General features: G+C 72.9%; 19 protein-coding genes. 4 read left to right on the plus strand and 15 right to left on the minus strand.

Translation table 11 applies throughout. The features are described 5' to 3' along the window. Positions 1-4,011, plus strand: a complete 4,011-nt coding sequence (gene hrpA / locus QSK00_RS03310) for an ATP-dependent RNA helicase HrpA (protein WP_285587469.1) — start codon at positions 1-3, stop codon at positions 4,009-4,011. Positions 4,012-4,027: 16 nt separating this feature from the next. On the opposite strand, the gene QSK00_RS03315 is transcribed toward hrpA, so the two are convergent. Both QSK00_RS03315 and QSK00_RS03320 read right to left on the minus strand, forming a co-directional pair. Then, on the minus strand, positions 4,028-4,354 hold the full coding sequence (locus QSK00_RS03315; RefSeq protein ID WP_285587471.1) for a DUF3040 domain-containing protein: 327 nt from the start codon (positions 4,352-4,354) through the stop codon (positions 4,028-4,030). A 59-nt stretch (positions 4,355-4,413) separates the two neighbouring features. Next, positions 4,414-4,836, minus strand: a complete 423-nt coding sequence (locus tag QSK00_RS03320; protein ID WP_285587473.1) for a YybH family protein — start codon at positions 4,834-4,836, stop codon at positions 4,414-4,416. Positions 4,837-4,917: 81 nt separating this feature from the next. Between QSK00_RS03320 and QSK00_RS03325 the strand changes: the two genes are divergently transcribed. Both QSK00_RS03325 and QSK00_RS03330 read left to right on the plus strand, forming a co-directional pair. Continuing rightward, entirely contained in the window at positions 4,918-5,280 is a 363-nt protein-coding gene (locus QSK00_RS03325) for a YciI family protein (protein ID WP_285587954.1), read from the plus strand. After that, on the plus strand, positions 5,280-6,491 hold the full coding sequence (locus tag QSK00_RS03330) for an RNA polymerase sigma factor (protein WP_285587957.1): 1,212 nt from the start codon (positions 5,280-5,282) through the stop codon (positions 6,489-6,491). The genes QSK00_RS03325 and QSK00_RS03330 overlap by 1 nt, the downstream gene beginning before the upstream one ends. 12 nt (positions 6,492-6,503) lie before the next feature. Here QSK00_RS03330 and QSK00_RS03335 read toward each other — a convergent pair whose 3' ends face one another. Further along, the gene (locus QSK00_RS03335) at positions 6,504-6,866 is read right to left on the minus strand and encodes a hypothetical protein (RefSeq protein WP_285587475.1); all 363 of its coding nucleotides are present in this window, start codon (positions 6,864-6,866) and stop codon (positions 6,504-6,506) included. A 111-nt stretch (positions 6,867-6,977) separates the two neighbouring features. Next, positions 6,978-7,157 (minus strand): PspC domain-containing protein, encoded by a 180-nt coding sequence (locus tag QSK00_RS03340; protein WP_230749710.1) that lies wholly within the window; start codon positions 7,155-7,157, stop codon positions 6,978-6,980. Positions 7,158-7,323: 166 nt separating this feature from the next. Between QSK00_RS03340 and QSK00_RS03345 the strand changes: the two genes are divergently transcribed. Continuing rightward, positions 7,324-8,283: an IclR family transcriptional regulator gene (locus QSK00_RS03345; protein WP_285587482.1), complete on the plus strand. Its 960-nt coding sequence runs from the start codon at positions 7,324-7,326 to the stop codon at positions 8,281-8,283. Here QSK00_RS03345 and QSK00_RS03350 read toward each other — a convergent pair. The 11 genes from QSK00_RS03350 to QSK00_RS03400 all read right to left on the minus strand — a co-directional run bounded on the left by QSK00_RS03350 (position 8,264) and on the right by QSK00_RS03400 (position 19,186). Further along, entirely contained in the window at positions 8,264-10,069 is a 1,806-nt protein-coding gene (locus tag QSK00_RS03350; protein WP_285587486.1) for a sigma-54-dependent Fis family transcriptional regulator, read from the minus strand. The two genes, QSK00_RS03345 and QSK00_RS03350, sit on opposite strands and share 20 nt — an antisense overlap. 132 nt (positions 10,070-10,201) lie before the next feature. After that, entirely contained in the window at positions 10,202-11,413 is a 1,212-nt protein-coding gene (locus tag QSK00_RS03355) for an Nramp family divalent metal transporter (RefSeq protein ID WP_352231078.1), read from the minus strand. Next, positions 11,413-11,919, minus strand: a complete 507-nt coding sequence (locus tag QSK00_RS03360; protein WP_285587488.1) for a bifunctional nuclease family protein — start codon at positions 11,917-11,919, stop codon at positions 11,413-11,415. The genes QSK00_RS03355 and QSK00_RS03360 overlap by 1 nt, the downstream gene beginning before the upstream one ends. 3 nt (positions 11,920-11,922) lie before the next feature. Beyond that, positions 11,923-12,231, minus strand: coding sequence for a hypothetical protein (locus QSK00_RS03365; protein WP_285587490.1), 309 nt, complete (start codon positions 12,229-12,231; stop codon positions 11,923-11,925). Next, on the minus strand, positions 12,228-12,866 hold the full coding sequence (locus QSK00_RS03370; protein ID WP_285587493.1) for a hypothetical protein: 639 nt from the start codon (positions 12,864-12,866) through the stop codon (positions 12,228-12,230). Before QSK00_RS03370 ends, QSK00_RS03365 begins: the two co-directional genes overlap by 4 nt. Positions 12,867-12,906: 40 nt before the next feature. Next, a complete protein-coding gene (locus QSK00_RS03375; protein WP_285587495.1) occupies positions 12,907-13,656 on the minus strand; it encodes an iron-sulfur cluster assembly protein in 750 nt (249 codons plus the stop codon). Then, a complete protein-coding gene (locus tag QSK00_RS03380) occupies positions 13,653-14,699 on the minus strand; it encodes an amidohydrolase family protein (RefSeq protein WP_285587497.1) in 1,047 nt (348 codons plus the stop codon). Before QSK00_RS03380 ends, QSK00_RS03375 begins: the two co-directional genes overlap by 4 nt. 41 nt (positions 14,700-14,740) lie before the next feature. Further along, complete coding sequence (locus QSK00_RS03385) at positions 14,741-15,769, minus strand: NAD(P)-dependent alcohol dehydrogenase (protein ID WP_285587499.1); 1,029 nt, start codon at positions 15,767-15,769, stop codon at positions 14,741-14,743. 40 nt (positions 15,770-15,809) lie between these two features. Further along, the gene (gene groL / locus QSK00_RS03390; RefSeq protein WP_285587501.1) at positions 15,810-17,495 is read right to left on the minus strand and encodes a chaperonin GroEL; all 1,686 of its coding nucleotides are present in this window, start codon (positions 17,493-17,495) and stop codon (positions 15,810-15,812) included. 117 nt (positions 17,496-17,612) lie between these two features. After that, entirely contained in the window at positions 17,613-17,936 is a 324-nt protein-coding gene (locus QSK00_RS03395) for an MmoB/DmpM family protein (RefSeq protein ID WP_218891368.1), read from the minus strand. 65 nt (positions 17,937-18,001) lie between these two features. Beyond that, positions 18,002-19,186 carry an aromatic/alkene monooxygenase hydroxylase subunit beta gene (locus QSK00_RS03400; RefSeq protein ID WP_285587504.1) on the minus strand — a complete coding sequence of 395 codons (1,185 nt, stop codon included), beginning with the start codon at positions 19,184-19,186 and terminating at the stop codon, positions 18,002-18,004.

The raw sequence follows: 19,186 nt of genomic DNA on the forward strand, positions 1-19,186 counted from the left end.
GTGACCACAGCGACCACCCCCACCGCCGACCTCCCCGAGCTGCAGCGACGCGTGCGCGCGCTCGGCGGCGCCGACTCCCACCGGCTCGCCCGTCGGCTCGACGGGGCGCGGCGGATCGACGACGAGGAGAAGCGGGCCGGGACGCTCGGGAAGATCACCGGCGACGTCGAGCGCGCCGAGCAGCGCCTGGAACGACGCCGGGCGTCGGTCCCGACGGTCTCCTACCCCGAGCAGCTGCCGATCTCGGCGCGCGTCGACGACATCAAGGAAGCGCTCGAACACCACCAGGTCGTGGTGGTCGCCGGGGAGACCGGGTCGGGCAAGACGACGCAGCTGCCGAAGATCGCCCTCGAGCTCGGCCGGGGCGTCACCGGCACCATCGGCCACACCCAGCCGCGCCGGATCGCGGCCCGCACGGTCGCCGAGCGGGTCGCCGAGGAGCTGGGCACGACCGACTCCGACGTCGTCGGCTACCAGGTCCGGTTCACCAGTCGGGCGAGCGAGGACACGCTGGTCAAGCTGATGACCGACGGCATCCTGCTCGCCGAGATCCAGCAGGACCGGCTGCTGCGCCGCTACGACACGCTGATCATCGACGAGGCCCACGAGCGGAGCCTCAACATCGACTTCCTGCTCGGGTACCTCGCGCAGCTGCTGCCCCGCCGCCCCGACCTCAAGGTGATCATCACCTCGGCGACGATCGACCCGGAGCGCTTCTCCGCGCACTTCGGCGACGCCCCGATCATCGAGGTCTCCGGGCGCACGTTCCCGGTGGAGATCCGCTACGAGCCGCTGGTCGACCCCGACGAGCCGGGGGCGGAGGAGCGCGACCAGCTCGACGGCATCGTCGACGCCGTGACCGAGCTGCGGCGCGAGGGCCCGGGCGACGTCCTCGTGTTCCTCGCGGGCGAGCGGGAGATCCGGGACACCGCCGACGCCCTGAACGCGCTGCCCGAGAGCCCCACCGACCCGCTCGACGTGCTGCCGCTCTACGCCCGGCTCTCGGCCGCCGAGCAGCACCGGGTGTTCGAGCCGGGCCGTTCGAGCCGACGCCGCATCGTCCTCGCCACGAACGTCGCCGAGACCTCGCTGACGGTGCCCGGCATCCGCTACGTCATCGACCCCGGCTACGCGCGCATCTCCCGCTACAGCCAGCGCACGAAGGTGCAGCGGCTGCCGATCGAGAAGATCTCCCAGGCGTCGGCCACCCAGCGTGCGGGCCGGTGTGGCCGCGTCGCGGACGGCATCTGCATCCGGCTCTACGCCGAGGACGACTTCGACGCGCGGCCGGAGTTCACCGACCCCGAGATCCAGCGCACCAACCTGGCCTCGGTCATCCTGCAGATGGCCGGGGCCAAGCTCGGCCCGGTCGAGGAGTTCCCGTTCGTCGACCCGCCGGAGACCCGCGCGGTCCGCGACGGCGTCCGGTTGCTGACCGAGCTCGGCGCGATCGTCGACGGCGACGCCACCCGGCTCACCGACATCGGGCGCTCGCTGGCGCGCCTGCCGGTCGACCCCCGCATCGCCCGCATGATCCTGGCCGCCGACCAGCTCGGCTGTCTGCACGAGGTCACCGTCATCGCGGCCGGGCTCTCCGCGCAGGACCCCCGCGAACGGCCGACCGAGAAGACCGCCGAGGCCGACGCCGCGCACGCCCGCTTCGCCGACCCGCGTTCGGACTTCCTGTCGTGGCTGCACCTCTGGGAGCACATCCGCACCCAGCGCAAGGAGCTCACCGGGAACCGGTTCCGGAAGCAGTGCGCGGCGGAGTACCTGAACTTCCTGCGGATCCGGGAGTGGCAGGACCTCGCGGCGCAGCTCCGGCAGCTGACCGACGAACTCGGGCTCACCCGCAACCAGCCGTCGGAGGAGATCACCAAGGATCTCGCCGACCGCGTCCACCAGGCCCTGCTCACCGGCCTGCTCTCCCAGCTCGGCCTCGCCCTCGAGCCACCGAAGCCCAAGCAGGGGCAGCCGAGACCGAAGCGGCGCCCGATCACCGAGTTCGAGGGGTCCCGCGGCGCCCGGTTCACGATCTGGCCGGGGTCGTCGCTCGCGAAGCGGCCCCCGACGTTCGTCATGGCCGCCGAGCTGGTCGAGACCTCCCGCCTCTGGGCGCGCACCGTCGCCGGGATCGACCCCCGCTGGGCGGAGGAGGCGGCGGGCGACCTCGTCACCCGCACCTACTCCGAGCCGCGCTGGTCCAAGCGCCGCGGGTCCGCCGTGGCCACGGAGCGGGTCACGCTGTTCGGGGTCCCGCTCGCGATGGACCGCAGCGTGGACTTCGGCCGGATCGACCCGGAGCTCTCCCGCGAGCTGTTCCTCCGGCACGCCCTCGTCGAGGGCGACTGGAGCACCCGCCACGAGTTCGTGCGCCGAAACGCCGCCGAGATCGAGCGGGTCGCGGAGCTGGAGCGGCGCGCCCGCCGGGAGCTGCTCGTCGACGAGGAGACCCTCTACCGGTTCTACGACGAGCGGGTCCCCGCGTCGGTCGTCTCGGTACGCCACTTCGACCGGTGGTGGCAGAAGGAGTCGCGGCGCAACCCGCGGCTGCTCGACCTCGACCCCGGCACGCTGCTCGCCCACGAGGCTCCCGACGCCGGGTCGTTCCCCGACTCCTGGCAGGCCGGCGGCCTCACCCTCCCACTGTCCTACGCGTTCGAACCGGGCACCGACACCGACGGCGTCACCGTCACCGTGCCGCTGGCGGTGCTCGGGCAGGTCCGCGCGGAGGACCTCGCGTGGCAGGTCCCCGGGCTGCGCGAGGAACTGCTCACCTCGCTGATCCGCACGCTGCCCAAGCCGCTGCGCCGATCGCTCGTCCCCGCGCCCGACACGGCGCGTGCGCTGCTCGCGCGGCTCGCCGCCGACCGGCGGCCCGCCGAGGGCGAGTCCCTGCTGCGCGCGCTCACCGAGGCCGTCAAGCGGCTCGCCGGCGTCGACGTGCCCACCGACGCCTGGAACGTCGCGGGCCTGCCGTCGCACCTGCGCCTGACGTTCTCCGTGGTGCGCGACGACGGGTCACCGGTCGCCTCGGGCGGCGACCTCGGGGCCCTGCGGCGCCGCTACGCGCAGGAGACGAAGGCCGCCGTCGCGAAGGTCGCCGACGGCCTGGAGCGGCGCGGGCTGACGTCGTTCGCCGAGATCGGGGACCTGCCGCGGACCCGGGAGCAGTCCCGCGCCGGCGGCACCGTGACCGCGCACCTCGCCCTCGTGGACGAGGGGTCGACGGTCGGGGTCGGGGTGTTCGACTCCGCGTTCGAGGCCCGGGACGCGATGCGCGCGGGAACCCGTCGGCTCCTGCTGCGGTCGGTCTCCTCCCCCGCGCGGTCCCTGGTCCGCTCGCTGGACAACCGCGCCACGCTGCGGCTGAAGAGCGCGATGGCCGAGTCCGACTACACGGGCGTCGCCGACCTCGCCGACGACTGCGTGGCCGCCGCCGTCGACGGGCTCGTGGTCGCGCTCAAGGGCCCGGTGTGGACGGCGTCGGCGTTCGAGAAGCTGCGCGGCGACGTCGCCGCCCGGCTGCCCGCGGGTGCCGCGGAGGTGCTCACCCGCGCCGAGACGGTGCTCGCCGAGGCCGGCGTCGTCCGCGGGGCGCTCGACCGGCTCCGGTCCCGTCCGGGCAGCGGGCTGCTCGACCCCGCCCTGGAGGACGTCCGGGACCAGCTGTCGACGCTGGTCGGCGGTCGGTTCGTCACCCGCTGGGGCGTGACCCGCCTGCCCGACGTCGCCCGCTGGCTACGGGCCGCGGCGAAGCGACTGGACAAGCTCGCCGAGGCGCCGCGCCGGGACGCCGAGCTCATGGCCGAGGTCCACGCCGTCGAGACGGCCTACCGCACCCGTCGTCGAGCCGCGGCGCAGGAACCCCGCACGTTCGACCGCGACGGGTGGGACGCGGTGGCCGCCATGTGCCAGGAGCTGCGGGTCAGCAAGTTCGCCCAGGAGGTGGGCACCGCGGGCCCGATCTCCGAGCAGCGGATCTCCAGGGCGATGGCCGCGCTGGGCTGAGCTGCTCCGACCCGGGTCAGACCGGCCCGTGGACGTCGGGGTCGACGTGGCCCTGGCGCATCGCCCAGATCACCAGCCCGGTGGGCACGACGACGAGCAGCGCCACCGCCGCGACGGCCAGGACGTACGCGGACGGGAGCACGAGCGGGGCCGCCGCCAGCACCCCGACCCCCGTGAGCGCCAGCGCCGTGGTGCGCCACGGATGCCGGCGGACCGGGAGCACGCCGACCGCGAGCGCGTCGGCGAACCGGGCGTCGGTGCGGTGCTCGTGGTCGGAGATCGTCGCGAGGACGGCCTGCTCCTGGCCGGTGAGCGGCGTGGGGTCGGGTGTGGCGGGATGCATCGGGCGCTCCAGGACGTCGTTGTCCTCCAGGTGTCCCCACTGTGCCCGTCACGCGCACGTCACACAACGACCTCCGGGGCCAGATCCACCGCCGCGCGGAACGACCCGTCCATGTGGAACGGCACCGACTCGTGCTGGTGGACGACGAACCACCGTCCGGCCGTGCGACGCAGTCCGATCGTGGACCGGAACCACAGCGTGAACGTCCCGCCCTTGTCGCCGGTCATCGACGTCAGGGCATGCACGAACGCGACGTCGCCGTCCGCGTGCACCACCGGGTCGTGGTGGGTCAGGACGGGTGGGACGGTGAAGGAGGCGATCCAGGCGGCCAGCTCGGTGACCCCGCTGTGCTGGACCAGCGGCGGGGCGAGGTCGAACACGACCGGCCGCTCGGCGACGGTGGCCATCGCCCGCCCGGCGTCGCCCGCGGCGACCGCGGCCTGGTACTCGGCGAGGACGGCGAGAATCTCGTGGTTGCTCATACCCCGGTGTCGAGACCGGGTCCTCCGTCTCGACAGGACGGCAGAGGATTCCCGGAGGAAGGACCCGTCGTCGTGAAGTTCATGATCCTGCTGCACTCGAACCCGCACTTCGCGCAGCGCTGGGAGGCCCTGACCCCCGAGCAGCGGGCCCGCTTCGGCGTCGACCACGTGGCGCTCACCCGCGAACTCGCCGGGTCCGGCGAGCTCGTGGTCTCCGAGGGGCTGGCCGACCCCGCGCTCGCCCGGTGGGTGTCGACGGCCGAGGGTCGCCCCGTGGTGGCCGACGCCCCGTTCGCCGAGACCAAGGAGCACCTCGCGGGCTTCTACCTGGTGGACGTCGCGGACGCCGCGCGCGCCGAGGAGATCGCCGCCCGGGTCCCGGACGCGGTCTGGGGGCTCGTGGAGGTGCGCCCGGTCCTCGACATGTCCGGCTGGGACCTGTGATCGCCGTCGAGGTCCTCCGCGACGCCGCCCCGACCGCGCTCGGGGTTCTCGTGCGACGCCACCGCGACTTCGACGCGTGCGAGGACGCCCTGCAGGAGGCGCTGCTCGCGGCGTCGCGGACGTGGGCCGCCGACGGGGTGCCCGACAACCCGGCCGGCTGGCTGGTCACGGTCGCGACCCGGCGGCTGGTGGAGGCGTACCGGCGCGACACCGCCCGCCGTCGCCGGGAGGAGGCCGATGTCCACCGCGACGCCGTGGGCGAGGCCGTCGGGAGCGACGACACCCTGGCCCTGCTCCTGCTCTGCTGCCACCCCGCGCTGCGGGTACCGAGCCAGGTGGCGCTCACGCTGCGGGCGGTCGGCGGCCTGACGACGGCGGAGATCGCCCGCGGACTGCTCCTGCCCGAGCCCACCGTGGCCCAGCGGATCAGCCGGGCCAAGGCGAAGCTCTCCGCACTCGGCCGCGGCTTCACCGTCCCCGACGCCGCGGCCCGCCGCGAGCGGGTGCCCGCGGTGCTCGCCGTGCTGTCGGTCGTGTTCACCGAGGGCCACACCGCGAGCGCCGGCGCGACCCTGCACCGCGCGGACCTCGCCGACGAGGCGGTCCGGCTCGCCCGGGTGCTCGTGGCCGCCCTCGACGGGGCGCCCGAGCACGGCGAGGCGGCGGGGCTGCTCGCGCTGATGCTGCTCACCGACGCGCGGCGCGCGGCCCGCACCGGTCCCGACGGCGCGCTCGTCCCGCTGGCCGAGCAGGACCGGACGCGCTGGGACGGCGGGCGGATCGCCGAGGGCACGGCGCTGGTCACCGCGGTGCTGGGACACGGGGTCCCCGGGCCGTACACGGTGCAGGCCGCGATCGCCGCCGTGCACGCGGAGGCCGGGCGGGCGCAGGACACCGACTGGCCGCAGATCCTCGCCCTGTACGACACCCTCGTCGGGCTGTGGCCGGATCCGATGGCCCGCCTCGGGCGTCTGGTGGCCCTCGGCGAGGTGGCGGGACCGGCGGCGGCGCTGGTGGAGCTGGACGCCCTCGACGAGCCCGGGCTCCGCGACCACCATCGCCTCACCGCGGTCCGGGCCCACCTCACCGAGGCGGCCGGTCGGGGCGCGGAGGCCGTGGCCGCCTACCGGGAGGCGGCCCGGCGCACCGCCTCGGCGCCGGAGCGGGCCTACCTGCTCGACCGGGCCTCGCGGATCGCGCCCCCGGCGTGATCACGGTGACCGCTACGGGCGGTCGGGGTCGGCCTTCGGAGCGGGCGGCTCCAGCCCGCCCTCGCGCAGGGCCTTGAGGACGAGGCAGGTCGGGCCCACGACGAGTGCGATCGTCAGCACGAGCGCGATGGTCCAGGCGACGGGCAGCACCAGGGCGAGGATCACCCCGACGACGGCGAGCTGCACGACGACGTCCCGGCGCCGGCCCCGGGCCACGGCGGACTCCACCGCCGCGTCGGGACCGGAGGCCGGGGCGTTCATCCGCAGCACGTACCCCGGATCGGCGGCGTTCTCGTGGGCCGCGAGGTCGTCGAGGACCCGGCGTTGCTCCGCCGACAGTCCGGTGGGCTCGGGCGTGGGTGCGGCGGCGCTCACGGGAGTTCCTCCCCGGATCGACGGTGACAGCATCGACGATCCGGACGAAACCGGCACGGAAGCTGGCCGGAGCCTGATGATCCGCTGAGAATCCCGGTTGACGGCGGCGGCTCAGCGGCGCGGCATGATCACCCACAGCGCGATGTAGATGAGCACCTGCGGGCCCGGCAGCAGGCAGGACAGCACGAACAGCAGCCGCACGAGGTTCGCCGACACGCCGAAGCGTGCGGCGAGGCCGGCGCACACGCCGCCGATCCAGGCGCCCTCGCGGGGACGGGTCATGACGGCCATGGTGGTTCCTCTCGATCGGTGTCGGGTTCCTCCCCCACGCTGGTCCAACGTGCGGGCACCGGCCTCGGTGCCCGACCCCGGGATCACTCGGGGTCGCCCCCGAGACACCCGCCGTGTCCCGAACTGAGACAGGCAGGCCCCCACGGGGTCCCTACTGTCGAGCACTGTGAGCGAGGACACGTCGGGTGCGCGGTCATTGAAGACGGCGGCGATGGTCCTGCGGGCGCTGCGGCTGCTCGGGGACCATCCCGAGGGCCTGTCCGCGGCCGAGATCGGGGAGCGGCTCGGGAAGAGTCCGGCCACGGCCCGTTACATGGTCAACACGCTCTGCGAGGCCGGCTTTGCCCGGCGCGACGACTCCGGCCGCTGCCTGCTGGGCACGGCGCCGCCGTGGGGGGCCTGGGTGCCGGCCGAGGAGCCCGCCGCCCCGGGCGACCTGGGGCCCGGCGACCCGGCGCCCGGGGCCGTGCTGGCCGAGGCCGTGACCGAGCTCTACCGGCGCACCCGCCAGCGCGCCTACCTCGTCCGCCGCACCGGCACCCTCGTCGCGAGCGTGTCCGACGTCCGCGGCCACCAGGGCCTCGCCCGCCTGCCCGGGCTCGACACCCACGTACCCCCGGAGCGCGCCCACGGCCTGGCGTTCACCAAGGTCCTCCTCGCCGCGTCCCCGACCTACCGCGAGGCCGTGACCGCGGAGCCGCTCGCTGCCCTCACCCCCGACACCGTCACCTGCCCGGTGCGCCTCGGGGCGGAGCTGGACGACGTGGCCCGGCAGGGCTGGGCCCGTGACCGGGAGGAGTACGTCCGCGGCTTCGGCACGCTCGCCGCCCCGATCGCCTCGCCGTCGGGCACCTGGACCGTCGCGCTCGGCCTCTCCTGCTCCTCACGACGGCTCGACGGGCACGCCGACGACCTGCTCACCGACGTCGTCGACGTGGCCCGGGAGGCCGCGCGGCAGTGGGGGTCGGGCGCGGACCACCACGGGACGGCCTGCTCGTGCGCCGAGTGCGGCCCCGACGAGGCCGGCGGGGTCGTCGCGCCCCGTAACCGGGCCGTCGGCACCACCCGCGCGGGCCGGGGGCACCGCCGGCGCACCGGACGCGGACTCAGCGCCCCACGTCGGTGATACCGAAGGCGCGCAGCCGGCGGTAGAGCGTCGCGCGGCCCATCCCGAGCGCCGCGGCCGCCTGCACGCGGTTGCCGCGGGCCTCGATGAGCGCCGCGACGATGAGGTCGCGCTCGGCGGTCTCGAGCGGCGTGAGCCGCCGTCGGGTGCCGTGCACGGCGACCTCCGCCGGCAGGTCCCCGGCCTCGAGGTCGCCCGCCGGCCGGGCGGCGAGCGCCCGGCGCAGCACGTCGGAGAGCTGGGCGACGTTGCCCGGCCACCGTGCCCCGCCGAGCAGCGCGAGCGCCTCCGAGGTACAGCGCACCCGCCGTCCGGGGGCGAGCCGGGTGAGCAGCGAGTCCACCAGGGGTGGGACGTCCTCCGGGCGCCGGCGCAGCGGTTCGACCACCACCGAGCCCTCGAAGGCCCCGAGCACGGCGTGGACCGGGCGACCGATCGGCACCGCGTCCCCGGTGACCAGGGCGGCGACCCACACCTCGGACGGGACGTCGGCGAGCAGCTCGGACAGGGCGTCGGCCCCGTTCTCGTCGAGGCTCTGGGCCCGCCGGACGACGACCGTGGCGGGCTCGCCGAGGTCGTCGGTGACCGCCGCGAGGTCCTCGGCGGCCTCCGGCCCGTCGCCGTCGATCACCAGCAGCCGCGCCGCGGGCCGGATCTCCCGGTGGGCGGCGCGCACCGCGGCCAGCTTGCCGACACCGGTCTCACCGAGGACGAGGGTGCTCCGGACCGCGGTGGCCGCCGTGCGCAGCGCGGCGCTCGTCGACCGCCACGAGCGGGTGGTGCCGGCCAGCCCGGCGAGCGGCCGCTCGCGGTGCGAGGCCGGGCCGGGCAGGGTCGAGGTGGTCGCCGTGCGCGTCAGCGTGCCCGCGCCGCTGGCTGCGAGGCGCAGCGTGCTGGTGCTGCGCAGCACCTCGACCACCACCCCGGCGGGGCGGTCGGCCGGGGCGGGCGTGAGGACCAGCCGGACCGGCCCGTCGTCGAGCAGGGCACGTTCCTCGCTCTGGCCCGCGCGGCGGTACTCGGCGGCGAAGCGGGCGATGAGGTCGCGGTCGGCGGCGGAGAGGGTGTCGTCGGCGGTCCGGTTGGCGATGACGAAGTCGTCGGCGAGCGCGATCACCGGTCCCCGCACCCGGGCGCACGCCGCGCGGAAGGCCGCCATCACCGCCCGAGACCCGGCACCGCCGCGCTCGCGCAGCACCTCCTCGATGTCCCGCGCCGCCTGCTGGGCGAGGAACCGCATGAGGTCGTTCGCCTCGGCCGCGAGGCAGGTGACGTCGAGGATGCCCGCGAGACCGCCGCCGGGGCGGTGGACGGGGGCGCCGGCGCAGGCGAACGCCCGGAGGCGGTCGGTGAAGTGCTCGGCGCCGATGACCATGGTCGGGCTGTTGCCCTCCAGGGCCGTGCCGACGCCGTTGGTCCCGGCGAACTCCTCGGCGTAGCTGAAGCCGGGGGCGAGCGAGATCGCGTCGAGCCGGCGCTGCAGTTCCCCCTCGCCGACCCGGCGGTCGAGCACGTGGCCGTCGGCGTCGGAGAGCACGACGGCCACCGACATGCCGGAGAGCCGCTCGGCGAGGTCGTCGAGGACGGGGCGGGCGCAGTGGACGAGGCTGCCGTCGAAGTCGAGGTCCGGCTCGTAGGGCAGCGACAGTTCGTCGGCGTCCACGCCGGCGCGCAACGAGCGCTCCCAGGAGCGGACGATCTCCGGGCGGAGCCCGGTGGCGAGCGACCCGTCGCCCAGGAAGCGCTCCCGGGCACGGTCGAGGTGGACACCGCCGTGTTCGGTCATCGGCCACCTCGCCCTGACGCCGGCTCCACGCCGACGACCGGCCCGCCGATGTGGGATGCGCAACCGGCGATGCTAGAGGTGATCCGGGCCACGGTGAACAATCCCGGCGTCTCGATCCGAGACACCCGGGGTTCACCCGGCGACGGTGTCCACGATCAGCACGACGTTCAGCGTGATCACCACGGCGCTGATCAGGCCGAGCACCGCCTGCATCGGGCGGCCGATCGCCTCGTCGCCGAGCAGCTGCCGGTCGCGGGCCACACGCAGCAACGCGTAGAGCGCGAACGGGATGCCGAAGCAGAGCACGACCTGGCTCCCGACCAGCGCCGCCGTCGGGCTGACGCCGACCGCGAGCAGGACGAGCGCGGGCAGCATCGTCACGAACCGGCGGACCAGCAGCGGCAGGCGCACGTCGACGAAGCCCTCCATGACCACCTGCCCGGAGTACGTGCCGACCGCGGCAGAGGACAGACCGCTCGCGAGCAGGGTGGCGGCGAAGGCCAGGGCGACCGCGCCGCCGGCGATCTGACCGAGCCCCGCGTGGGCGGCCTCGAGCCCGTCGACGCCGGGGGCGGCGGGCGTGCCGCCGAACGCCCCGGCCGCGACGAGCAGCATCGCCAGGTTCACCAGGCTCGCGACCGAGAGCGCGGCGACGACCTCGGTCCGCTGGAACCCGAGCAGCCGGGCCCGGCCGGCGCGTCCGAGTCCGCGTGTGCGGCCGGCCGTCAGCGCGGAGTGGGCGTAGATGGCGTGCGGCATGACGGTCGCGCCGACGATCCCGACGGCGAGCACCAGCTGCGTGGAGTCGGCGAGCCCCGGCACCAGCCCCCCGGCGAGCCCCCCGGGGTCGACGCCCACGGAGACCACCTGGAACGCCACCCCGGCGACGATGAAGGCGAGGAAGGTGATGATGCCGACCTCGAACGGCCGGTGCCCGCGCCGCTGCAGGGCGAGCACGGCGAAGGAGATCGCGGCCGTGATGAGGCCCGACTCGAGCAGGCCCAGCCCGAACAGCAGCTGCAGCCCGACGGCGGCCCCGAGGAACTCGGCGACGTCGGTGGCCATCGCGACGATCTCGGCCTGCAGCCACATGAACACGCGGAGCGGCCGGCTCATCGTCTCCTTGGCCGCGCGGGGCACGCTGCGGCCCGAGGCGATGCCGACCTTCGCCGCGACGTACTGCACGGGCATCGCCATCAGCCCGGCGCCGACGACGACCCACGCCAGGGCGTAGCCCGACGTGGCGCCCGCCACGGAGTTGGTGGCGACGTTGCCGGGGTCGACGTAGGCGACGGAGGCGATGAAGGCCGGGCCGGCGAGAGCCACCGGCGGACGGCGGAACATCAGCGGTCCCCACCGTCCTCGCCGCGGAAGTCGTCCGGGGTCACCTGGTCGAGGAACGCCCGCATCTCGTCCACCTCCACGCTCTGGGGATGAGGCTCGTCGCCCTGCAGCTCTCGCCAGGACTGACCGGCCTCCTCCATCACGTGGTCGGCGACCGTGATCGGTAGTGCATCACGGATCGCCACCGCGAGCGCGTCGCTCGGGCGCACCGGGACCTTCGTCCCGTCGTCGAGCCGGAGCTCGGCGCGGAAGCGCTCGTCGACCAGGTCGGTGATCGCGGCCCCCGCCAGGAACCGGCCGAGGGCCGCCGCCACGTCGGCGACGACGTCCTGGGTGAGGCGGGCGTCGTCGTCGCGGGTCGGGTGCGGGCCCGCCGCCATGATCTCGGCCTGCGGCCGGCGGACCGCCACCACGAGGCAGCGGTCCTCGGCCGCGTCGGCGAGCACGGCGAGCGGTTCCCGGGTCACCCGGTGGACCACCATCGTGACGAGATGGAGCTCCTCCACGGCTCAGCGCTCCCCCTGCGCCGGCACCCCGTCACCGCGCCCGCCCGGAGCCGATCCCCCGTCGCCCGGCACCGGGTCGAACAGCGAGCGGATCTCGGCCAGCTTGTCCTGGATCTGCTCCGCGTCCTGCCCGCGGGCCCACGACGGGTCGCCGGGCGTGATGCCCATCGCCCGCAGCAGCTCCGCGGCCGGCTCCGAGGGGTCGCCCACCTCCCCGAGCACGGGGTGCAGCCCCTGGTTGGCGAGGTGGTCGAACACGAGGTGCACGACCGACCACGGGTTGAACTTCTCCTCCCCCGCGGCGCCGCTCACGTCCGTGGCTCCGTGTCGTCCTCCGGTCGCGGCGGTGGGGCGCCGTCACCGGTCACCTCGATCTCGTCGAGCGTCTCCAGCTCCTGGGCCGAGAGCGCCTGGGCGCCCTCGAGGACGGTGGACTGGTGCTCGGCGATCCGGCCGTCGACGAGCTTCGAGAGGGCGAAGGCCAGTGCGCCGGTCTGGCGCACCGTCTGCTCGTCGACCAGGTCCTGGCGGCTCGAGGTGATGGCGACGCCCGCGGGGACGCCGTCCGACACCGCGACCCCCACGGTGAAGGTCTCCCGGGGGTTCGCCGCCGGATCGGCGAAGTGCTTCTTCAACCGCCGCAGCATGCGGTGCCAGGCGAGCTTCTCGCCCTTGAGCTCGAGCCCCTCGACGTCGTCCTCGGTGAGCCCCATGCCCCGCTCGCCGCCCGCGAAGCACCGCGAGTAGGAGATCAGCGCCGTGGTCCAGAGCGACTCGACGACGACGCCGTCGAGCTGCTTCCCGACGCCGGGTCGGAGCTGGTTCACGAGGTGCTCGCAGCAGAGCAGGACGGTCTGCAGGTCGTCGAAGATCGAGGCGAGGTCGGCGAGTGCGGCGGCCGCGGGCGACCCGATCCGACGGACGGTGCGTGGTGCCACGTCGGTCATGACGCGATGCCTCCTTGACGGTGGTGGTGGAGGAGCGGCCCTACAGCCCGTAGCGCACGGCGAGCTGACCTCGGCAGATACTGGTGTTGGCGTCCACGCCGACCTGGTAGCTGCGGGCCTTGCGCAGGTGCAGCGGCAGCGCGTCGACCCCGACGGTCGCCCCCGACGGGTCGACCACCAGCGGGTCGGTGTCCTCGGACGGAATCCCCAGTTCCTGACGGCGGGCGCGGAGACGGTCGAGATCCGCCGACGGCGGTGCGTCGGCGAGGGTCATCGCGGCGACCTGCTCGGGAGTGGCGCCGTCCCGCATGAGGGGGCGCACGACGAGGTCGGTGCCGGCCATGAGGGCCCGCTCGGTGAAGGTCCGGCGCAGCTCGTGCAGCTCGGAGACCGCCTCGCCGACCTCGGTGCCGGCCATGGAGGACACGAAGCCCGCCCGGGCCGCGACCCCGGCGTTGATCGCCTCCGAGGCGAAGTGGTCGATGAGCACGACCTCGACGTCGACGAGCCCGTCCACGGTCGACACGGCGTCCCAGGCGTCGGCGACCATGAGGAACGCGAAGTTCGGGGCGCAGAAGTAGGTGGGCAGGCGCAGGGAGACGTGAGCCACGTGGCCCGACCCGGGGCCGGTCGAGGTGAGCTCGACCGACGCCACGAAGTCCAGGGAGACGACGTCGGCGTCGAGCTCCGGGTCGCGCACGGAGCGCAGCGCCTCCCACACCCGCCCGACGACCTCGGCGTCGTCGGCGCCGTTCCCGGCCGCCGGGCGGGTGAGGAAGGAGATGCTCATGCCTGGGCCACCTCGCGCTCGTCGACGAGCTGCGCGCCCTCACCGGGGGCGGGCAGGCGGCACTCCTCGGGCACCTCGATGCCGTAGAGCTTCGCCGCGTTGAGGCCGAGGATCTTCTTCTTGCCCTCGGTGCCGAGGCGCGGGTAGTCGGAGAACTCGTCGGACGGGTAGTCCCAGTCCACGAGGCCCTCGATCTGCCAGCGCGGCGTCCAGATGTTGTAGTCCGAGCCGAAGGTCATCTTGTCCTCGCCGACCCAGAACAGCAGCTCGCCCATGACCTTGGCGAAGAACTTGGGACGGGCGTGCATGAGGCCGCCGATGACCACGGAGAGGCCGGCGTAGACGTTGGGCTCCTGCGTCGCCATGAAGCAGAAGTCCTCGATACGCGGCAGGCCCACGTGCTCGACGATGAAGTTCAGGCCCTGGAAGTCCGTGGCCGCGTGGTCGACGTCGGAGACGTCGAAGGCGTCCTTGTCCAGCGGCCAGATCGTCGGGCCCTTGTGGACGTGGATGTTCTTGATGCCCAGCTCCTGGGCCCGCTCGAGGAAGCGGTAGGCCTCGGGGTCGGTCAGCTTGAAGCCGCGCGAGTCGCCGTTCCACTCCGCGGTGTAGAGCTTGGCGCCGATGGCACCGAACCGCTTCGTGTTCTCCTCGAACTCCCGCATGCCCTTGTCGCCGTCGCGCGGGTCGAAGCGGGTGTTGACGATGAACTTGTCCGGGTGCTTCTCGAACAGCGACCCGTTGCGCTCGGTCGTGTTGAACCCGTTCTTGTACCACTCGCGCAGGTACGTCGACTGGAAGATCGCCTTGTCGACGTAGCCCTCCTCGAACACCTCGCGCATCAGCTGGTCCTCGGAGACCCGCTGGAACTCCTCGATCGGCTGGTGGGTCTCGGCCGGGCCGAGGCCCTGGTAGGCGTGGAAGCACTCGATCCAGCCCTTGGCGTACTGCTCGGCGCCCTCCACCCAGTTCTCGGGTGACGCGTCCCAGTAGTGCATGTGGGAGTCGACGACGAAGTACTTCTCGCCATTCTTCTCGTACATGAATCCTCCGCAGCTGTTGTGGTGGTTGTTGCGTGCGTCTTCTAGGGCACGAGAATGGCGCGGCCGCGGACCTGGCCGGCGTCGAGGTCGTGCAGGGCGTCGAGCGCCTGGTCGAGGCGGTACTGCACGGTGTGCAGGGTGACCTTCCCGGCCTGCGCGAGGACCATCAGTTCCGCGAGGTCGTTGTAGGTCCCGACGATGTTGCCGATGACGTTCTTCTCGCCGGCGACGAAGTCGAGGGTGGGGGCGGTGAACTGGCCGCCGTAGCCGAGGACGAAGCAGTAGCCGGCCGGGCCGGTCATCGCCCACGCGTCGAGTTCGGCACCCTGCTCGGCGACGAAGTCGAAGACGACGGTGGCGCCGCCACCGGTGAGGTCCTGGACCGCCTGCACGTGGTTGCCGTCGGCGACCACGGTCTCCTCGGCACCGATCTGCTTCGCGAGGTCCAGCGCGGCCTGGTTGCGGTCGACCGCGATGATCTTCGTGGCCGTCAGCGCCGCGAGGGCCTGCACCGCGATGTGGCCCAGGCCGCCGACCCCCTGCACCACCGCCGTGGTGCCCGGGTACAGGTAGGGCACCGACTTGCGCACCGCGTGGTAGGCCGTGATGCCCGCATCGGCGAGCGCGGCCACGTCGGCCGGGTTCGTGTCGGGGTTCAGCTTCACGCAGGCCCGGGCGGTGGTGCGCAGGTACTCGGCCATCCCGCCGTCGTTGTTCGACAGCCCCGGGAAGAAGGCGTCGCCCGTGCACTGCATGTCCCGCCCCGCCCGGCACGCCAGGCACAGCCCGCAGGACGGCTGCGGGTGCAGGATGACGGTGTCACCGACCTTGACGTTGGTGACCGCGTCGCCGATCTCGTGCACCCAGCCCGCGTTCTCGTGGCCGATGACGTAGGGCAGTTCCGGGTTCTGGATGTCCTTCCAGTCCCCGTTGACGATGTGCAGGTCGGTACGGCAGACCCCGGCGCCGCCGATCTTGACGATGACGTCGAGCGGGCCCTGGAGCTTGGGCTCGGCGATGTCGTCGATCGACGGGTCCTGCTGGTACTGGTGGACGCGAACGGCCTTCACGGGTGCTGCTCCTTCTCGACGTCGGGGTGGCCGGGTCTGCTCAGCCCACCGAGGGCCCGAGACCCATCGACTGCGGGGTGCTGGCGTCCGGCGAGGGCTGGGGGATGCCTTCGTCGAGGGGGCCGTACTCGGTCATGAGCGCCTTGTTCCAGGGCGTCTGCTCCTCGGCCACCAGGGAGTTCGTGGTGAGGATGAGTCCGGCGACCGACGCGCCGTTCTGCAGCGCCGAGCGCACGACCCGCAGCGGGTCGATGACCCCGAGCTCGACCATGTTGCCGAAGCGGCCCTCGAGGGCGTCGAAGCCCTCGTCGGCGCTCATGTCGCGGGTCTGCTTGACCACGTCGTGCCCGTCGTAGCCGGCGTTCGTCGCGATCAGGTACGCGGGCTCGGAGAGCGCGGCCCGGACGATGTCCCGCCCGGTGCGGTAGTCCCCGTTGACCTCGACCCCGTCCAGCACGCTCTCGGCGTGCAGCAGGGCCGCACCACCGCCGGCCACGATGCCCTCCGCCATGGCGGCGCGGGTGGCCTGCAGGGAGTCGTCGACGCGGTGGCGGATCTCCTTGAGCTCGGCGTTGGTCGGGGCGCCGACCTCGAGGATCGCGGCCTTGCCCGAGAGGCGGGCGATGCGTGAGGAGAAGAAGTCCTCGTCGGTGCCGATCGTCGCGCGGTCCATCTCGGCGCGCAGCTGCGACACCCGGGTCTCGCGGGCGGTCGGGTCGCCGAGGCCGCCGATGATGACGGTCTGCTCGCTCGTGGCGCGGACCTGCGTGGCGCGGCCGAGGTGCTCGATCCCCATCTGCTCGATGGAGAAGGCGGACGCCTTCGACTGCACCTTGCCGCCGCACAGCGCGGCCATGTCCTCGAGGAGGTGGACGCGCTTCTCGCCGAAGCCGGGGGCCTGGATGCAGGTGACCTTGAGGTGCCCGTTGACGTGGTTGTGCACGAGCATCTGGAGAGCGGAGCCCTCGACCTTCTCGGCGATGATCACGAGAGGGCGGGGCTCGCGCATGACCCGCTCGAGCATCGGCATGAGGGACCGGACGTCGGTGATCTTCTCGGCGCAGAACAGCAGGTACGGGTCGTCGAGGACCGCCAGCATGGAACCGGGGTCGGTGACGAGGTAGGGCGAGATGTAGCCGTTGTCGAACTCGAAGTCCTCGACGAAGTTCACGTGCAGGCCGTGGAGGGGGCCGTCGTCGACGGTGATGACGCCGTCGTCGCCCACGGTGTGCAGGGTCTGCGCCACGACGCGGCCGATCGACTCGTCGTCGTTGGCGGAGATCGAGGCGACGCGGGAGAGCGACTCGACGTCGTCCACCGAGTGGGCCACCGTCGCCAGGTGGTCCACGATCTTCTGCACCGCGATGTCCACGCCCCGCTTGACCAGCACCGGGTTGCCGCCCTGCCCGATGGCCTTGAGGCCCTCCCGGACGATCGCCTGGGCGATCACGGTCGCCGTGGTGGTGCCGTCCCCGACGACGTCGTTGGTCTTGACCGCGGCTTCCTTGACGACCTGGGCGCCCATGTTCTCGAACTGGTCACGGAGGAAGATCTCGCGGGCGATCGTGACGCCGTCGTTGGTCACCTCGGGGGTGCCGGTGATCTTCTCGAGGATGACGTTGCGGCCCTTGGGGCCGAGCGTCGACTTGACGGCTTCGGCGAGCTGGTCCACCCCCGCCTGCAGGGCCTGACGAGCATCGGCTCCGAATCGCAGTTCCTTGGCCATGGCCTCTCTTCTCCTCGGGAATTCGAAGTCGATAACGGTGATGGTGCCGGGACCGCCGCCCACCCCACCCGCGACGACAGCGGTGGGCGGCGGTCCGGCGTCAGGGGATGTGCCGGATCAGGACTTGTTCACCACGGGCGGGAGCATGTCGCCGATGAATTCGGCGGCCTCCTCCATGTTCCCGAACATCACGGTCCGATCGTCCATGTGGACCATCTTCCCGTAGTGGGTGGACATGTTCTCCTCGAACTCGGCGGCGTCGTAGAAGCCTTCCTCCTCGCCGAGCGCCTCGGAGATCTCGTCGTAGACGAAATCCATCCGGCCCTTGCAGTCGACCCGGATCATCGCGGGCAGGTGCGTGACCGTCACGTTCTCCTGACGGTCCATCACCTCCGCGACGACCACGCCGATCTGGTTGTTCATCAGGGTCACGCCGGCCATGCCGGACTCGCTGTTGTCGACCTTGAACGGGCTCTCGCCGAAACTGGGTCGCGTCGTCGACTGGGTCACTGGGAGAGCTCCTTCGGGACGTCGAGGCCGAGGTCGCCGAGAATGCCGGCGAAGCGGTTCTTGGCGCGGTCGAGGGAATCCTCGAAACGGGGCGGCTTGTTGTCGGGCTGCGACCACAGGGGCTGCATCTGCCGGGCCGCCTCGAGGCACTGCGGCACCCACTTCGAGAGCCAGCCCTGCATGAGCGCCTTGTTGTGGTCGGCGAACTCCTTGTCCTGCGTGAGCAGGCCGAAGCACGCCTGGCTCCAGCGCAGGTCGCGCTGGGAGTAGTCGTACTCGCCGGCGCCCATGACGGTCGGGGTCACGTAGTCGCCGTTGCCCGGAGCCGCCTGCTGCACGAGGTTCGACCGGAACAGCTCGCCGAGCAGCGGCTCGAACACGATGTTCGTCGCGAAGATCGTCTCCGCCCAGTCGTCCTCGATCGCGGTGAGCGCCTCGCAGACCTTGCGGACGCCCTGCCACTCGGGGTCGTTGTTCCAGGCATCGACGTGTGCGGTCCCGTCGAAGCCCTCGATCTCCTCGGAGAGCGTGAGGTTGTAGAGCGCGATGTCCTGGGCGAAGCGGATCTTGTGCGCGCTGTTCACGGCCATCGCCGTGTTGTGCATGTTCGTGGGGCCGGAGCGGTTGCACGCGGCGAACACGTACAGGCCGAAGATGTGCTCGATGTGCATCCACGTGCTGACGTGGCGCTCCACGAACCGCACCCAGTTCGGGTTCCACTGGTCGAACGCCTTGGCGTTGCGGGCGTTCTCGACGTTCGCCGTGATCTGCCGCTCGACGTTGGCGTTGTTCCGGAAGATCGTGAGGTCCCACTCCTCGTTGGGATCCCGGAACTCGTGCCAGCCGTGGGCGGGCCAGTCCTGCACCGGCTTGCCACCGGAACCGGGGCCACGCTCGGGCTCGGGGTTGTCGACCCCCCACGCCTTGAGCTTGGTCCAGGTCAGCGGGTAGCCCGAGGAGCCGTCCGCGAAGCCGTAGATCCACCCCTGCGAGAGGTAGTGCCGCGGGTCGGGCTGGACCTCGACCGTGACGTCCTCGTAGTGGGTCTGCTTGCGCTTGGCCGGCTTGTAGTAGTTGTAGCGCCGCGCCGACGGTCCGGAGTCGGGGAACTCTTTCGCCCCGGCCTCGGCGTCGGTGAACTGCGGCTTCGGTACGCTTCTCTCGGTCTCGGTGCTCGTCAT

The sequence above is a fragment of the Actinomycetospora sp. NBRC 106378 genome (assembly GCF_030269685.1).
Classification (GTDB): Bacteria; Actinomycetota; Actinomycetes; order Mycobacteriales; family Pseudonocardiaceae; genus Actinomycetospora.

Bases quoted from the DNA above. Each gene is read 5' to 3' on its own strand.
- QSK00_RS03395 (WP_218891368.1), bottom strand. From the start codon at position 17,936: ATGGCCGGCGTGACCCTGATGAACAACCAGATCGGCGTGGTCGTCGCG.
- QSK00_RS03380 (WP_285587497.1), bottom strand. From the start codon at position 14,699: ATGTACGAGAAGAATGGCGAGAAGTACTTCGTCGTCGACTCCCACATG.
- QSK00_RS03355 (WP_352231078.1), bottom strand. From the start codon at position 11,413: ATGTTCCGCCGTCCGCCGGTGGCTCTCGCCGGCCCGGCCTTCATCGCC.
- QSK00_RS03315 (WP_285587471.1), bottom strand. From the start codon at position 4,354: ATGCATCCCGCCACACCCGACCCCACGCCGCTCACCGGCCAGGAGCAG.
- QSK00_RS03320 (WP_285587473.1), bottom strand. From the start codon at position 4,836: ATGAGCAACCACGAGATTCTCGCCGTCCTCGCCGAGTACCAGGCCGCG.
- QSK00_RS03370 (WP_285587493.1), bottom strand. From the start codon at position 12,866: ATGACCGACGTGGCACCACGCACCGTCCGTCGGATCGGGTCGCCCGCG.
- groL (WP_285587501.1), bottom strand. From the start codon at position 17,495: ATGGCCAAGGAACTGCGATTCGGAGCCGATGCTCGTCAGGCCCTGCAG.
- QSK00_RS03325 (WP_285587954.1), top strand. From the start codon at position 4,918: ATGATCCTGCTGCACTCGAACCCGCACTTCGCGCAGCGCTGGGAGGCC.
- QSK00_RS03340 (WP_230749710.1), bottom strand. From the start codon at position 7,157: ATGGCCGTCATGACCCGTCCCCGCGAGGGCGCCTGGATCGGCGGCGTG.
- QSK00_RS03375 (WP_285587495.1), bottom strand. From the start codon at position 13,656: ATGAGCATCTCCTTCCTCACCCGCCCGGCGGCCGGGAACGGCGCCGAC.
- QSK00_RS03350 (WP_285587486.1), bottom strand. From the start codon at position 10,069: ATGACCGAACACGGCGGTGTCCACCTCGACCGTGCCCGGGAGCGCTTC.
- QSK00_RS03400 (WP_285587504.1), bottom strand. From the start codon at position 19,186: ATGACGAGCACCGAGACCGAGAGAAGCGTACCGAAGCCGCAGTTCACC.